Genomic DNA, 15,452 nt, shown 5'->3' with positions numbered 1-15,452 from the left:
CGCTGGTGTCGTTGGAGGTTGAGACTTCATGACCTTTGAGGTGAGCACGCAGTGGGGTGATCCCGCCGTCATTCGCAGGACCCTTGCCGAAGGCGAGACCTGGGCGGTGGTGGGCCTGTCGGAGAACCCGTCGCGAGCGGCGTACGGTGTCTCAAAACTGTTGCAGCGCAACGGAAAACGCATTGTGCCGGTCCACCCAAACGCGGACACCGTGCACGGCGAGCAGGGCTACGCCACGCTTGCTGACATCCCGTTCAAGGTCGACGTCGTCGATGTGTTCGTACGCTCCGAGCTGGCCGGCGACATCGCGGACCAGGCCGTGCAGATCGGGGCCAAGGCCGTCTGGTTCCAGCTCGACGTGATCGATGAGGCGGCCTATGAGCGGACGACCGCCGCCGGTCTCGACATGGTGATGGACCGCTGCCCGGCCATCGAGTGGCCGCGCCTCGGACCCAACGCTGCTGCGACGGAGTCGGCGTGACTGCGATCGACCTGGCGTCCGGACTCGGTCGTCGAGCCCTAGAGCGGCTCGAGCGCGAGCTCAGCATCTGACCCCGATGCTGGTCCGGGGACGACCGCGTAGTTCACGAGCACGAACGGGGTGCCGGGTGCGAGCTCGAGAAGAGTTGAGTTGGTGACTCCCAGCCTGCAGCGGAGTCGGACTCGCCAAATCGAGCGACATGGGTGGCACCCGCGAGAAGGGCTGGTGGGGGCACGTCGTAGCGCGCTCTCGCTTGTTCGAGATCCTCAGCGATCGTACGGGAGGGTAATAGTTAACTAATTCCTTAAGCAAGAGGTAAAACTTGTCACTTGCCCCGGTATATGACCGGCCGTTGGCCCTGCCGTGGCCCTGGCCGGGTGCCATGCTCGCCGGCATGAGTAGTCGAATCAGGACGAGGCTGTCGCGCGGGGTCGTGACTGCTGCCGCAGCCGTGAGCATGACCGCCGCCGCAGGTGGCACCGCTGTAGCGGCCCCGGACCGCGCGACTGGTGGCGGCGCCGGAGCCAGGACGACCGCGGCTGCCATTCCTGCGATCAGCTGGGGCGCCTGTCAGGGCAAGGTGCCGGCCGGTATGGAGTGCAGCACCATCACGGTCCCAATCGACTACTCCTCGCCAGCTGCGGGTACGACGACGCTGGCCGCGGCCCGCATCCCGGCGACGGACAAGGCACACCGGATCGGCGTGCTCATGATCAATCCCGGAGGGCCGGGCGAGTCCGGGGTGTCCGCCCTTCCCACTTTCGCTGAGGGCATGGGCCCACAGGTGCGAGCCAAGTTCGACATCGTGGCGATCGACCCGCGGGGTACGGGCGGTTCGGCCCATGTGAACTGCTCCAGGCCATGGTGGGTGCTGCCCGTGCTTCCTGCGCCGAGCCCCGTGCCGACGACGCAGGACCAGATCAACCAGCAGAACGCCTGGGACGCCCACCAGCGTGGCAACTGCAAGGCCAGTGGCGGCGCGCTGCTCGATCACGTCTCGACTGCGGACAACGCACGTGACATGGATGCCGTACGACAGTCCTTGGGCGAGAAGCAGATCAGCTACTACGGGGTGTCCTACGGCACCATCGTCGGCCAGACCTTCGCCGCGATGTTCCCGAGCCGGGTGCGGGCCATCGTGCTCGATGGAACCATCGATGCCAAAGCACTGACCGGACCGGCTCATGGCCTCCCGGCCCAGGTTCGTACGGGTCAGGACGCCGGGATGAGCCAGTCGATTCGCAGCTCGATGGCGCAGTGCGACAAGGCCGGCCCCAAGGCGTGTGCCCTTGCGCCGAACTCGTTGAAGAAGTACGACACGGTGCGAAAGCTCATGCACACCAAGCCGATTGGCGTACCCGGACTGCAGCTGACCGAGGGCTACCTGGATACGGCCTTCGGCTTCCAGTCCTACAACCCCCGCAACTTCCCTTCGATGGCAAGCCTGGTCAACGCGATCTACCGGTTGTATACCGCGCCCCTAGACCCGGCGACGTACGCAGCGGTTCTGAACGCCGTGGTGGCGACGCTCCAGTCCTTCGGCGTCCTGCCGGCGGGGATGGGATCCAACTACTCCGACTACGGCGAGATCATCGGACTCGGTGGCGGGCAGCAGGTCGCGTGTGCGGATCAGACCTCGCCGGCGACGTCGGTGTTCCCAGCAGTCGCCGCCCAGCGGGAGAAGCGCTACCCCGGTGGGGGCTCGTGGGTCTGGGGCTACTCCCAGTGCTCGCAGTGGCCGGGATCGTCGGCGTCGTCGTATCGCGGCCCGTGGAACACCACGCTGCGCACACCGCCGCTGATCCTCAACACCACCCACGACCCGGCGACGCCCCTGGCCGGCGCCCTGCGGACGCAGCAGACGATTCCTGGCTCCCGCCTGATCCAGGTACCGGGCTGGGGCCACGGAGTCATCGGCCGCAGCACCTGCGCCCAGGCCAAGACGTCGGCGTACTTCATCAACCGGACCCTGCCAGTTGACGGCAAATGTGCCATCGACAAGGCCTTCAAGGTCTACGGCGTGAGCTGAGCACGCCGGCCACCGCGTGACGGCGCACTCGTGAGCTGCGGCGGTGATGATGCGGCAGATGACCGCGGGTGGGTGAGCACGGAGGCGCGCGTACGAATCCTCAGGACGCCTCGATTCCGTTCAAGAAATCGAATACTCAGGGAGAAAGTCATGAGCGACAAGAAGACGCTGGCGCAGCTCGGTGTGAGCAGTCGACGCGCTGTGCTCAAGGGAGTGACGGGAGCTGCGGCCGCCACGGCTCTGGCCGGCGCGACCGCGAGATCGGCCTCTGCGTCGCGCCCGACCGGCATGCGGATGGGACCAGGACCGGGCATCGCCACCCGGCTGCAGGACCTGACCGGCAATGCACAGACCGGACGCTTCGGCGCCCGGTACACCGACCTCGGAATCCCGGTGCGGTGCCCGGACGGCTCGATGCTGTTCGTCGGCGGCGACACCTGGGACGGCGAGCACATCTTCCAAGGCACCTGGAGCTGCCCGGTCGGTCTGCGCTCCGGCAGCCAGGACATCAACAACCTCACCATCGACAGCTGCGTCGGCGGCGCCCACGTGCGCCAGCTGGTCGACGAGCCTCACAACCCGGTGCCGGGAGGCAACACGACGGCGATCCCGACCGACGTCTTCCGAGTCGGGAACAGCCTCTACATGCACCTGATGCGGGGCCTGATCTACCAGGCGCACCACACCGACTTCTGGCGCTCGGACGACAACGGTGAGACCTGGCAGTTCTTGTGCAAGTGGGACGACGTCAACCAGTACAACGGCGCGTTCCAGCAGAAGACGTACGCCATCGCGGACAACAACACCGCGTACGTTCTCTCCTCGCGCTTCAACCGCGACCTCGTCAGCGACCTGATCCTGCACCGCGTGCCGCTGGACCGCCTGGGTGACCCGTCGGCGTACCAGCCCTGGGGGTACAACGGCGGCTGGGGCTGGGGCAATCCGCCCTCCAGCGTTGCTCAACCGCGCAAGTGGGGCGAGCTGTGCTTCCGGGCCATGGACGGCAAGTACGGCTTCAGCTTCTTCGATGCGGGCGACGGCATCATCAAGCTCCAGGTCATCCCGGTCCCGGAGGGCGACCTGTTCAACACCTTCCAGCAGCCGCTCATCCTGCCTGGCCCGCAGAACGTCCCCGACACGGCAAACCTGGTGCGCAACCCGTACGGCGGCTGGATTGTGCCCGGGTCGACGTTCAACGACTTCCACATCATCGTCAGCCAGTGGGTCCAGAACCCTGGCCCGACCGACGAGTACCACTTCATGCACTACCGCATCGACGGCATCTGGAACCCGTAGCCCTGACATGCACGGCCGAACCCGGCACATCCAACAACCACTGCAAGGAGCCATACACATGCAGTCCACCACCTTCCGTCTCGTAGCATCCGCCATCACCGGCTCGGTGCTGTTCGCGACCGCTGGCGCAGCGGCGGCATCAGCCCAGCCGATCGATGACCAGCAGCCAAAGGCGAGCACGGCCGTGCTCGCACCGACGCACGTCATGTTCCCGGGCATCACGTCGTTGACGGTGGCGCGCTATGGCAAGTACGTCACCCTCGGTCAGGACGGCGCGTTCCATGCCTCGATCCCTGCCTCGATCTCGATGCTCGACCCGCAGGGTGCCGCAGCCGTACGGTCCGCCGTTGGCCAGGCCAACCAGCTCGTCCGCGCCCAGCAGGGCAACCCGCACTCCTCGGCCGTTGCCGGCAACCCGCTGTCCTACCAGGGCGAGCACGGCGGCATCGAGATCGACTGGTCGGGTGCCACGCTGTGGCTCGACGGCGAGGCCACGACCCTGCTGGACAACCTGCTCACCCTCGGCGCGACAGCCAAGCAGGTCCTGGACTTCCTGAACTCCATCGGCGTCGTCCTGCCGTACGGCATCGGCCCGATCGCGGGCATCATCCTGACCGCCGTCGTCGCGCTCAAGGGCGAGCTCGAGAAGTGCAAGGGCACCGACGGATTCACCCTCACCGCAACCCTCGTGGGCCAGGTGACCTGCACCGCTCGCAACTGACCCATGAAATGGCCTCCAGTACGCAGTCACGCGACTGCGTACTGGAGGCCGTCGCGATCTCACGAGGAGCTCATGATGAGGAACATCACCCTGACGGCGGCGTTCATGGCAGCCGCTGGGCTGACCGCCGCTCTCGGCGCCGGCCCCGCACAGGCCGACGACACCACGCCGTTGCAAACCCTGCAAGCCGGTGCCCAGGGCGCGTTGTCTGACCAGCCCGGCGCGATCGGCGCGATCTGGGACCACGGCACCGAGCAGACCGTCCGTGCCGGCTTCAACGACCAGTTCATGCGCGTTCCCGCCGACCCAACGTCGCAGGTGCGGATCGGCAGCAACACCAAGCTGTTCATCTCCACCGTCCTGCTCCAGCTCGAGGCCGAGCACAAGCTCTCGCTCGACGACACCGTCGACCATTGGCTGCCCGGATGGGTCAACGCCAACGGGCACGACGGCACCAAGATCACCATCCGCCAGCTGCTCAACATGACGTCCGGCATCCCGGACTACCTGGACATCCTCGACATCCAGATCTGGTACTACTCCGACACGGACATCCACCGCATCTGGTCTCCGCGAGACCTGGTCAATCGAGCAACGGCCGTCTCCGGCGGCACCGTCGGCACCTACGACTACTCCAACACCAACTACGTGCTGGCAGCAGAGATCATCCAGGCTGTGACCGGGAGGGCCTCAGGGACGGAGATCCAGGACCGGATCCTGACACCGCTGGGGATGAAGGACACGACCTACCCCACAACCGACCCGACGTTGCACGGCAACTGGATGCACGGCTACTTCCTCATCCGCGACACGTCCTTCTCAAGTGTGTCGCTCACCGCAGGCGCCGGCAACATGGTGTCGACGTTGCACGACCAAGCGGTCTTCCACGCCGCGCTGCTCGGCGGGAAGCTCGTTCCTGCGCAGCAGATGGCCGAGCTGAAGACCACGGTCCCCATCCCGGACGCTCCCGGCAACAGCTTCGGGCTGGGCATCATCAAGGCCGAGGCCTGTGGCCAAACCGCCTGGGGTTACAACGGCGCGGTGATCGGCAACTACACCAGCTGGATCGGCAACGACGACGGCACCCGCCAGGTCCTCACCGCCAACAACGAGTACCACGGGATTCCGACCAAGGGTCAGGGCACCTTCGCGACGGCCGCCGTCAATGCGCTCTGCCGCACCACCGGTGTCTCTCCAGCCATCAAGCTCCAGGCCACGGGCTGACCGCAGTAAGGCCACCCCGCAGACGATCGGGGGGTCATTTCGTGCCCTTCAGGGCGCGAAATGACCCCCCGATCGTCAGGGTCGATGAGGTGTCAGCGGCCGGCGGGTGTCAGGCCCAGAGAGCGTCCGGCGAGCCCGCGAGAGCGCGCGCCCAGGCCCTTGGCGATCCCGCGCAACGCCACGGCGGCCGCGCTGGTCGGCTCGCCGAGGACGACTGGCATCCCGGAGTCGGCGCCCTCGCGCAGCCGGACGTCGATCGGGATCTGGCCCAGCAGCGGCACCTCGGCGCCGATCGAGCGGGTGAGTGAGTCGGCCACGGTCTGGCCGCCGCCCGCACCGAACAGCTCCTGACGGCTGCCGTCGGGCAGCTCCAGCCAGGACATGTTCTCGATGACACCGGCGACGCGCTGCTTGGTCTGCAACGCGATGGCACCGGCCCGCTCGGCGACCTCGGCCGCCGCCTGCTGAGGGGTCGTGACGACCAGGATCTCGGCACCCGGGATGAGCTGGGCCACCGAGATCGCGATGTCGCCGGTCCCGGGCGGCAGGTCCAGCAGCAGCACGTCCAGGTCGCCCCAGAACACGTCACCCAGGAACTGCTGCAGCGCACGGTGCAGCATCGGGCCACGCCACACGACAGGCTGGTTGCCCGGGACGAACATGCCGATCGAGATGACCTTCACGTCGTGGCTGATAGGCGGCAGGATCATGTCATCGACCTGGGTCGGCTTCTGCTCCACCCCGAGCATGCGGGGCACGGAGAAGCCGTAGACGTCCGCGTCAACGACGCCCACCGACAAGCCCTGCTCCGCCAGGGCGGCGGCCAGGTTGACCGTCACGGACGACTTGCCGACACCACCCTTGCCGGAGGCGACGGCGTACACGCGTGTCAGCGACCCCGGCTGGGCGAAGGGGATCTCGCGCTCGGGGGCTCCGCCGCGCAGCTGCTCCTTGAGCGCGGTGCGCTGCTCGTCGCTCATCACGCCCAGTCGCACCTCGACGCCGGTCACGCCGGCGACCTTCTGGACGGCCTGGGTGGTGCGTTCGGTGAGCTGCGCCTTCATCGGACAGCCGGAGATGGTGAGCAGCACCGTGACCGTGACGTGGCCGGTCTCAGTGATGTCGACGGACTCCACCATGCCCAGCTCGGTGATGGGCTTCTTGATCTCGGGGTCGTCGACGGTGGCCAGGGCCGCCAGGACTGAGTCCTGGGAAGGTGCTGCAGACATGTACTCCATGGTAGGTCGCCGTGGAGCGATGTCCTCACGCGGTGGGACGGTCGGGCTCCTCGGAGGCCTCGGGCTCGGTCCGCAGGTAGCCGCGTTCTTCCATCTCCTCCAGCAGCGAGCGCAGCTCGGACCGGACGAAGTCACGGGTCGCGGTGTCGCGCATGGCCAGGCGCAACGAGGCAACCTCACGGGTCAAGAACTCGGTGTCAGCCAGGTTGCGCTCGTCGCGGGCGCGGTCCTGCTCCAGACCCACCTTGTCGCGGTCGTCCTGGCGGTTCTGGGCGAGCAGGATGAGGGGAGCGGCGTACGACGCCTGCAGCGACAGGATCAGCGTCAGCAGGGTGTAGTTGAGCGATCGTGGGTCGAACTGGGCCGACTGGGGCGCGAAGGTGTTCCAGATGAGCCAGGCCGCCACGAAGATCGTCATCCAGATCAAGAAGGTCGCGGTGCCCATGAAGCGGGCGAACTTCTCGCTCAGGATGCCGAAGCGTTCGTTGCTGATCGGCACGTTGGGCAGGAACTGGCGGCGCAGCTCGCGCGGCTGGTCCAGCCGGCTCACCTCTCGCCGCCCGCCGGAGCGCAGACGGGTGCGCTCAGCCTTGTCACGCCCCCGTGGACGCTCCTCGGTGGGTCGTTCGGTCATGGCCTGCACCTCCCGTCATCGTGTTGGGCTGGGTTGGTTCCCCGGATCGATCTCGTGACGTTCCTCACGCCAGTCCGCGGGCAGGATGTGGTCGAGCACGTCGTCCACGGTGACCGCGCCGAGCAGGTGGCCGGCATCGTCCACGACGGGCACCCCGACCAGGTTGTAGGTCGCGAGAGTGCGCGTGACCCGCCCGAGCGGTGCATCGGGAGGGATCGGTTCGACGGTCTTGTCCACGACCTGACCGACCGCGGTGTGCGGAGGCTCGCGCAGCAGGCGTTGGGTGTGGACCATCCCCACGTATCGCCCGGTCGGCGGCTCAAGGGGCGGCCGGCAGACATAGATGGAGGAGGCGAGGGCCGGCGCCAGCTCCACCCGTCGTACGAGCGCGAGGGCTTCGGCGATGGTCGCCTCGGGGCCGAGAATGACCGGCTCGGTGGTCATGAGTCCACCGGCGGTGTTCTCGTCGTACTCCAGCAGGCGACGCAGGGGAGCGGCCTCGTCCGGCTCCATCAGCTGGAGCAGCTCCTCGGCCTTGCTCGGTGGCAGGTCGGCCAGGAGGTCCGCGGCGTCGTCGGGCTCCATAGCCTCTAGAACATCCGCTGCGCGCTCGGTGCTGAGCCCGACGATGATCTCGACCTGGTCGTCCTCGGGCAGCTCCTCGAGGACGTCGGCGAGCTTGTCGTCGTTCAGCGCCGCGGCGACCTCGGCGCGACGCTTGGGGTTGAGGTCGTGGATGACCTCGGCGAGGTCGGCGACCCGCAGGTCGTCGTAGGTCTCCAGCAGCCGCTCGGCGCTCTGCGCGGCCGCCTGCTCGTGCAAGCCCGTCACGTCCTCGATGTCCACGAGAGCCGTGGCGCCCGTACGACGTCGCGTGAGTCGCGAGACTGCCCGCGTCGCGGTGGACGCGCCGCCGCGCTGGCGTACGAAGACCTTGACGGCCATCCAGTCGCGCCGCGCGTTCTGCTCGATGGCGACGTCCTCTACGACGCCGTCGTAGTCGCCGTCGGGGGAGTGCACGCTCACGCCGCGGTCGAGGATCTCGGCGCAGACCAGCGTCTCGTTGGCGCGCTGCTCGAAGCGACGCATGTTGACCAGGCCGGTCGTGATGACCGCACCAGCATCGATCGAGGTGACCCTGGTCATCGGTACGAAGACACGGCGCCGGCCCGGGACCTCGGTGACCAGCCCGATGGCGCGCGCTCGCTGCGGTCCGCTGAACGTGACGACGACATCGCGAACTCGACCCACCTGGTCACCCAGGGGGTCGAAGACCTTGAGCCCGGCCATCCGGGCGACGAAGACGCGGATCATGCTCATCGAGCCCAGGCTATCCGCGGGCCACCCCGACTCTTCCGGCCCTCTGCCGCGACGCGCCGATCAACTCGCTATGGGCTGGTTGAGTCCGCCCTAGCGGGTGGTGGCCCTGGTGGGGAGAGGTGGGGCGGCGCCTGAGGGCTCGTCCTCGGTGGCACCGACCTCTGCGTCGGCTGCTTCGGGTCGCAGTGCGGTGACGACGACGTCGCGCTGTGCCCAGTGGTCGACCAGGTCGGGCTGCAAGACCGCTGAGTTCAGGCGTCCTGACTTGAGGGCCGTTGTGGCTGCTGTCCACTCGTCGTCGTCCGGCGTGATGCGCTCGGTGGTGGCCGGGACCGTGAGCAGCCGAGCGCGGGAGTCCTTCGCGCGCAGCACGAGGGTGACGGTCTCGGGCAGCTGCGCGGGCAGCTCCTGCTCCTCCGGCCCTGAGATGACGTAGACCGTGCCGTCGGCGAAGGCGTGCCATGCCGGCCAGGTGCGCTCCGGCGTACGGATCCAGAGCATCCCGGCCTTGGCCAGTGACTCGGTGACGAGTCGGTCCAGGGGCGGTCCGGCGCTCGCGTCATCACTGGCGGTGCTCATGGTCCGGATCGTAGGCCGTCGGTCCCGAGGGTGATGGACATCACCACTCTACGATTCACAACTATTCAATATCGAAATATAAACTAGCGAGCGAGCGTTACAGCTCCTGAGACCTGCATGAGGAGGAAGACAAGATGAACCACATCTCGACCTACACCCACGGTGGCCAGGCGATCGTCGTCGCCATGGACAAGTACCGCACCGAGCGCGCCCGTCGCGTCATCGGCCGCCGCCGCTGACCAACGCCCCCGACAGGACCGGTCCCGGACGTCAGCCCGGCTGACCGCCCAGCACCAGCCCTCTGCCATCGGCAGGGGGCTTCTTGCTGCTGGTCCACTCCTTGTCACATTCAGGCGATCGAAGGCGGCTCCTGGTATCACTGATCCCGGGGAAATCTCCTCCAGGTCACAGCCTGGATACGACCCGACAATTGATCGGGTCGTCGTGCAACGTCGGCGGCGCCTGAGGCGTCTTGCTGGTGACGGGCGGGGAGGTCCGTCACGCCGGCAGTAGATCGGCACACACTTTCGGAAGGGACGCACCATGACCAGCATCAACATCGATCGGCGGCAGGCGCTGCAGGGGGCGGCCGCCGCAGGCGCCGTGGGAGCGATCGGAATCGTCACCGCCGGGCGTGCAGACGCGGCCGTCGCGCCGTCGCAGCTCATCGCACCGCGAGCGGTCCCGGACATGGCAGCAACGAGCTACCCGACGCTTCGGGTCGGCAGCTCCGGCGCCGCCGTCCGTGACCTGCAGAACAAGCTCGCTGGTTCCGGCTACTGGCTGGGCACGCCGGACGCTTCGTTCGGCTCGATGACGCAGCAGGCCGTCTACGCCATCCAGAAGTACTACGGCCTGAGCCGTGACGGCGTGGTTGGACCGGCCACCTGGGCCAAGGTCAACCTCCGGGCCCGCCCGCACGCCCGTTACGGCGGCGAGCGCGTCGAGGTCAACAAGACCAAGCAGCTGATCTTTGTCTGCTCGAACGGCGCGGTGCAGCTGTGCCTCAACACCAGCACCGGCGCCAACAAGCCGTTCCAGAGCAACGGCCACTGGTACGACGGCAAGACCCCGAGCGGCACCTTCAAGGTCTCCCGCTACATCCCGGGCTGGTACCACGGGGCGCTGGGTGACCTCTACCGTCCGATGTTCTTCAACGGCGGCATCGCGATCCACGGCTCGACCAGCATCCCGCCCTACAACGCCTCGCACGGCTGCTGCCGGCTGAGCACGGCGGCGCAGGACCAGATCCTGGCTCGTGGCTACCTCAAGATCGGGCGCGTCGTCAGCGTCTACTGATCCGTCTCGTACGACCACCACGCGGGTCGGTCCCAGGGTTCTTCGCCCTCGGACCGGCCCGCGTCGTCGTACGAGCATGGTCGTCCCCGGCCAGCCTGTCGCCTTCCGGTGCTGCCGCCCTGGTGGAAGACTCGCGGCCATGAGCACACCCGGCATGTCACCGATGCGGCCCCCGAGCGCAGGGCTGGCCCTGGAGTACCCCATGTCGCTGGGGGTGTTCGACCAGTACGCCGACGCGCAGCGCGCCGTGGACTACTTGTCCGACCACGAGTTCCCGGTGCAGAACTGCATGATCGTCGGCACCGAGCTCAAGCAGGTCGAGCGCGTGACCGGCCGCCTCACGTGGGGACGAGTGCTCGTGGGTGGTCTGCTGTCCGGTGTCTGGCTGGGTGCCTTCGTCGGCCTGATCTTCGCGATGTTCGGCACCGGCGACACGCTGCCGACCGTCATCTCCACGGTGATCTTCGGTGCGATCTTCGGTGCGGTGTGGGCGGCGTTCGGGTACGGCGTCTCACGTGGCCAGCGCGACTTCACCTCGGTGAGTCAGGTCATCGCGACGAAGTACGAGGTGCTGGTGGAGCACAAGCTGGCCGACCGCGCTCGCGAGCTGCTCGCCCAGCGCCCCGGCGCAGGCCCCAGCCTCACCCACTGATCGCGTACTGATCGGTCCTGGGACGTGCGCGCTCCAGCGCGCGCCTCCCAGGACCTTGCCGTTTTCGTCAGCGCTTCCAGATGTCAGCGATCCACTGCTCGACCTCGTCGGCCGAGCGCGGCATGAAGCCAGACAGGTTGTCGTGACCGTCCTCGGTGACCACGACGTCGTCCTCAATGCGGACCCCGATGCCGCGCAGCTCTGCCGGCACCAGCTCGTCGTCGGCCTTGAAGTAGAGGCCGGGCTCGACGGTGAGGATCATGCCGGGCTTCAGCTCGCCCTCCATGTACGCCTCGCGACGGGCGCCCGCGCAGTCGTGCACGTCGATGCCCAGGTGGTGTGAGGTGCCGTGGACCATCCAACGCCGGTGGTACTGACCCTTCTCCTGGTCGAGGGTGTCCTCGACGCTCACGCCATCGGGCAGTAGGCCCCAGTCGAAGAGGTGCTGGGCGATGACGCGGATGGCGGCCGCGTGGACGTCGGAGAACTTGTTGCCCGGCTGGACCGCCGCGATACCGGCCTCTTGGGCGGCGTAGACCGCGTCGTACACCTTGCGCTGCGCCTCGCTGAACGTGCCGTTGACCGGCAGGGTGCGGGTGATGTCCGCGGTGTAGAGCGAGTCGACCTCGACGCCGGCGTCCAGGAGCAGCAGGTCGCCGTCCTTGATGTCGCCGGTGTTCTTGATCCAGTGCAGCGTGTTGGCGTGGTCGCCGGAGGCCGCGATGGAGTCGTAGCCGACGCCGTTGCCCTCGTGGCGCGCGTAGAGCCCGAAGACGCCCTCGACCCAGCGCTCGCCACGCCCGCGGCTGATGGCCTCCGGCAGGTCGGCGATGACCGCCTCGAACCCGTGCGAGGTCGCGGTCACGGCGTCCCGCATCTGCTCGACCTCCCACTCGTCCTTGACGAAGCGCAGCGTCGACAGCTGGCGGGCGAACTCGGCGTCCAGCTCGCGCTGCTTCTCGGTGCGCTCGTCGGTGTGAGCCTGCGACGAGCGGGCCTGGTCGACCACGGCACTCACGTCGACATCGGACTCGCGGACCACGCGTACGGACACTGAGCCGGCGTCCTTGGCGACGTTGTCCTTGAAGTCGTCGATGTGCTTGGCGGTGACGCCCAGCTCGGCCTCGATGTCTTCGAGCGTCGGGCGGGCGCCCACCCAGAACTCGCCGTAGCGCGAGTCGCCGAAGAACTCCTCGGTGTCGCGGTCGGCCAGCGGTCGGAAGTAGACGACGGCCTCGTGGCCGGCGTCGTTGCCCTCGTCGTCGGTCTGCGGCTCGAGGACCAGGACGGCGTCCGGCTCGCGGTCGGCGCCGAGGCCGGTGAGGTGGGAGAACGCACTGTGCGGACGGAAGACGTAGTCCGTGTCGTTGCTGCGGACCTTGAGGCCGCCGGCCGGGATGACGAGCCGCTCGCCAGGGAACGCCGAGGACACCTCGGCGCGGCGCGCGGCGGCGTACGGGCTGACCGTCGCGGGCTCGACAGGCGCGCTGCTGCGCGGAGCCCAGCCCTGGGCGACGAAGTCCCGGAAGGCCTGGCTCGTGGGGCGGCTACGGTGCTCTGGCTGCTGCTGCTCTTCGCTCACCGACCCATCGTCGCACGCACCGTCGGCGCAGGATCGAGGACCTGAGGCTCCCGTCCGGGTGAGTCAGAGTTGCTGCGGCCAGAGCGGAACGGCACAGTGTCGAGCGTGCCTGCTGACCAGCCTTCGCGGACACCTCGCCCCCGGCGCCGGGTGCCCGGTGAGCTGCGCGGACGTGCTCAGCAGGTCATCCGCGCCCAGCGCCCGCCGACGGTGCCGATCGGCATCCGCGGTGACGACAACGGTCTGACCGAGTGGCACTCGCGGGCGGTCATAGACCTCGCGCTCCGGGTGGGGGAGACGATGCTCGCGACGGGCGCGTCCGCGTCCGACGTCACCGGCACGGTGCTGCGGCTGACGAGGGCGTACGGCGTCCGTTCAGTGCACGTCGACGTCACCTACACCTCGATCACGATCTCCTACCACCGCGGCGTGATGCGCGACCCGCTGACGGTGATGCGTGTTGTCCCGGCGCTCTCCTCGGACTACGGCCGGCTCGAGGCGATCCACACCCTGGTCCGCGACATCGTCGAGGAGCCGGGCGAGGTCGGCGTGGCCCAGGACCGCCTCGAGAGCATCCTGGCGATGCACCACCCCTACCGGCGAGCCATCGTCACCGTCGCCATCGGACTGTTGGGTGCCTCGATCACCGCGCTGCTGGCCGGCTCGTGGGCGCTGATCGTGCTGTCGTTCGTGATCTCGATGGTCATCGACCGGGTGCAGCGCTTCATCTCGTTGCTGGGTGTCTCGGCGTTCTTCGCCCAGGCGGTCGGCGCCGCCATCCCGACGACCGTCGCCGTGCTCATCTGGACCCTCGTCCCTGGCGAGGAGCGGCAGGATCTCGGCGTCGCCGCGCCCTCGACGCTGGTCGCGACGACGATTGTGGTGCTGCTGTCGGGACTGGCCGTCGTCAGTGCCGCGCTGGAGACGCTCGACGGCTACTACCTGACCTCGGCAGCGCGGACGTTCGAGGTCGTCATCCTGTCGGTCGGCGTCGCCACCGGCATCACCACGGTGCTGGCCATCGCTCAGCGCCTCGATGCCGACCTGCCGTTCACCACAGCCTCGGTCAATGTCACGCCCAACCTCGCGCTCGGGCTCTTTGCCTCCGCCTGCATCGCGGGCGCGCACTCGGTCGCGAGCTACACCGGGCTGCGCGGTACGGCCTTCGCGATGTTCGTGGGCGCGTTCTCCTGGCTGATGTACTGGCTCACCAATATCTGGTCCGGACTGCCCGCAGTGTTCGACGACAAGCCGTTGCATGCCAGCAACGCGGCCGGCCATGGGTTGCTCACCGCCATCCCGGCGACCTTCGTGGCCGCGGTCGCGGCCGGCTTCGTGGCGCAGCTGGTTGCGGTGCGCTACCGCGTCCCGTCCCTGGCCGTCACGACAGCGGCGATCATCCCGCTGCTGCCCGGGCTGTCGCTGTTCAACGGCATCTTCCAGCTGGTCCACACCTCTTCGGACCCGACCAACGGTGTCGGCTCGTTGATCACGGCCGCAGCCATCGGTCTCGCGCTCGCCGGCGGGATCACGCTGGGTGCGCTGCCGCTGCGACTGCTGCGCGCGGACCGCGTGCAGCGCCGGATCCTGCGGCGGTCGGTGGCCGACACCCGCGGGTGACGCCGCTCAGGGCGTGGTCGACGGTGCTGCGGTCGGCGGAGGGTTGCCCCACGACCAGGACGTCAGGATGGCCTCCTGCGTGCTGGTCGCCATCGCCTTGTCCTTGGCCGCTGACGTCATCGTGGTCACCACGATCTGACTGCCGTTGACGATGTAGTACTGGGTCTGGACCACCTGAAAGCCTTGCGAGGTCCGGGTGATCGCATAGCCCGCCGCAGGTGCGCCACCGATGCTGCGGTCGGCCAGCTTGGTGACCGTGGCGCCCTTCTGGCGTTGCGCGATCATGCCCTGGTTGACCAGCTCCTCGAGCGCCGGCGGCTTGTCCATGACGCTCTTCACGACGCTGAAGCACGGGTAGACATTGGCCGACGGCTGGGGCGCTCGCAGGTAGAGCACGGTGGTGCGTTGCTTGGCCGTGTCGTTGGTCCAGCCTGCCGGAGGCAGGACGCCGAACGAACGGTCGCCGGCCGGGACGGCGCCGGGCACGGCCTTGGTGCTCAGTCGCGTGGCGGACGGCGTGCCGAGCGTGGCCGGCAGCTCTGGGGTCACCGAGGAGGACGCCGCGTCCGATGGCGGCTGTGAGCACCCACTGAGCAGCAGGGCGGACACGGGTAGCAGCGTCAGGACGCAGCGACGGACACTCACCCCAGCGACAGTACGTGAGGCGCCTGTGGCTCGCGTGCACACCCGGGGAGACCGCGCGTCGCAGCAGATGCCGGCCGACGTCGTACGACGAAAAGGCCCGCTCCGTGACGGAGCGGGCCCTTCGGTCGAGCA

14 protein-coding genes are annotated in these 15,452 nt (G+C 68.1%); 8 read left to right on the top strand and 6 right to left on the bottom strand.

Annotation, left to right across the window (positions count from 1 at the left end; genetic code table 11):
* The first annotated feature begins 28 nt into the window (after positions 1-28).
* The 5 genes from VV02_RS20220 to VV02_RS20200 all read left to right on the top strand — a co-directional run bounded on the left by VV02_RS20220 (position 29) and on the right by VV02_RS20200 (position 5,751).
* Entirely contained in the window at positions 29-481 is a 453-nt protein-coding gene (locus VV02_RS20220; RefSeq protein ID WP_052594467.1) for a CoA-binding protein, read from the top strand.
* A 394-nt stretch (positions 482-875) separates the two neighbouring features.
* Positions 876-2,510, top strand: coding sequence for an alpha/beta fold hydrolase (locus VV02_RS20215; protein ID WP_169787727.1), 1,635 nt, complete (start codon positions 876-878; stop codon positions 2,508-2,510).
* A 150-nt stretch (positions 2,511-2,660) separates the two neighbouring features.
* Positions 2,661-3,806 carry a DUF4185 domain-containing protein gene (locus VV02_RS20210; RefSeq protein ID WP_052594463.1) on the top strand — a complete coding sequence of 382 codons (1,146 nt, stop codon included), beginning with the start codon at positions 2,661-2,663 and terminating at the stop codon, positions 3,804-3,806.
* A 58-nt stretch (positions 3,807-3,864) separates the two neighbouring features.
* Complete coding sequence (locus VV02_RS20205; protein ID WP_052594462.1) at positions 3,865-4,527, top strand: hypothetical protein; 663 nt, start codon at positions 3,865-3,867, stop codon at positions 4,525-4,527.
* A 75-nt stretch (positions 4,528-4,602) separates the two neighbouring features.
* Entirely contained in the window at positions 4,603-5,751 is a 1,149-nt protein-coding gene (locus tag VV02_RS20200; RefSeq protein WP_169787726.1) for a serine hydrolase domain-containing protein, read from the top strand.
* Between the two features lie 92 nt (positions 5,752-5,843).
* On the opposite strand, the gene VV02_RS20195 is transcribed toward VV02_RS20200, so the two are convergent.
* The 4 genes from VV02_RS20195 to VV02_RS20180 form a co-directional block, all read right to left on the bottom strand.
* Positions 5,844-6,980: an Mrp/NBP35 family ATP-binding protein gene (locus VV02_RS20195; protein WP_052597333.1), complete on the bottom strand. Its 1,137-nt coding sequence runs from the start codon at positions 6,978-6,980 to the stop codon at positions 5,844-5,846.
* A gap of 34 nt (positions 6,981-7,014) precedes the next feature.
* Positions 7,015-7,623 carry a DUF1003 domain-containing protein gene (locus VV02_RS20190; protein ID WP_083450586.1) on the bottom strand — a complete coding sequence of 203 codons (609 nt, stop codon included), beginning with the start codon at positions 7,621-7,623 and terminating at the stop codon, positions 7,015-7,017.
* A gap of 15 nt (positions 7,624-7,638) precedes the next feature.
* Positions 7,639-8,943, bottom strand: coding sequence for a magnesium transporter MgtE N-terminal domain-containing protein (locus VV02_RS20185; protein WP_052594458.1), 1,305 nt, complete (start codon positions 8,941-8,943; stop codon positions 7,639-7,641).
* Positions 8,944-9,033: 90 nt separating this feature from the next.
* Positions 9,034-9,522, bottom strand: coding sequence for a hypothetical protein (locus VV02_RS20180; protein ID WP_052594456.1), 489 nt, complete (start codon positions 9,520-9,522; stop codon positions 9,034-9,036).
* Between the two features lie 543 nt (positions 9,523-10,065).
* On the opposite strand from VV02_RS20180, the gene VV02_RS20175 reads away from it, so the two are divergent.
* The gene (locus VV02_RS20175; RefSeq protein ID WP_052594454.1) at positions 10,066-10,821 is read left to right on the top strand and encodes a L,D-transpeptidase family protein; all 756 of its coding nucleotides are present in this window, start codon (positions 10,066-10,068) and stop codon (positions 10,819-10,821) included.
* A gap of 139 nt (positions 10,822-10,960) precedes the next feature.
* Positions 10,961-11,473 carry a YflT domain-containing protein gene (locus VV02_RS20170; RefSeq protein WP_052594452.1) on the top strand — a complete coding sequence of 171 codons (513 nt, stop codon included), beginning with the start codon at positions 10,961-10,963 and terminating at the stop codon, positions 11,471-11,473.
* Positions 11,474-11,540: 67 nt separating this feature from the next.
* Here VV02_RS20170 and VV02_RS20165 read toward each other — a convergent pair whose 3' ends face one another.
* On the bottom strand, positions 11,541-13,055 hold the full coding sequence (locus VV02_RS20165) for an aminopeptidase P family protein (protein WP_052594450.1): 1,515 nt from the start codon (positions 13,053-13,055) through the stop codon (positions 11,541-11,543).
* Between the two features lie 105 nt (positions 13,056-13,160).
* Here VV02_RS20165 and VV02_RS20160 point away from each other — a divergent pair, with 105 nt between their 5' ends.
* Positions 13,161-14,675 carry a threonine/serine exporter family protein gene (locus VV02_RS20160; RefSeq protein ID WP_157063483.1) on the top strand — a complete coding sequence of 505 codons (1,515 nt, stop codon included), beginning with the start codon at positions 13,161-13,163 and terminating at the stop codon, positions 14,673-14,675.
* A gap of 6 nt (positions 14,676-14,681) precedes the next feature.
* On the opposite strand, the gene VV02_RS20155 is transcribed toward VV02_RS20160, so the two are convergent.
* The gene (locus tag VV02_RS20155; protein ID WP_169787725.1) at positions 14,682-15,320 is read right to left on the bottom strand and encodes a DcrB/PsbP domain-containing protein; all 639 of its coding nucleotides are present in this window, start codon (positions 15,318-15,320) and stop codon (positions 14,682-14,684) included.
* Positions 15,321-15,452 lie beyond the last annotated feature (132 nt).

The organism is Luteipulveratus mongoliensis (assembly GCF_001190945.1).
Lineage (GTDB): Bacteria > Actinomycetota > Actinomycetes > Actinomycetales > Dermatophilaceae > Luteipulveratus > Luteipulveratus mongoliensis.
This window is presented reverse-complemented; position numbering and strand designations above follow the sequence as displayed.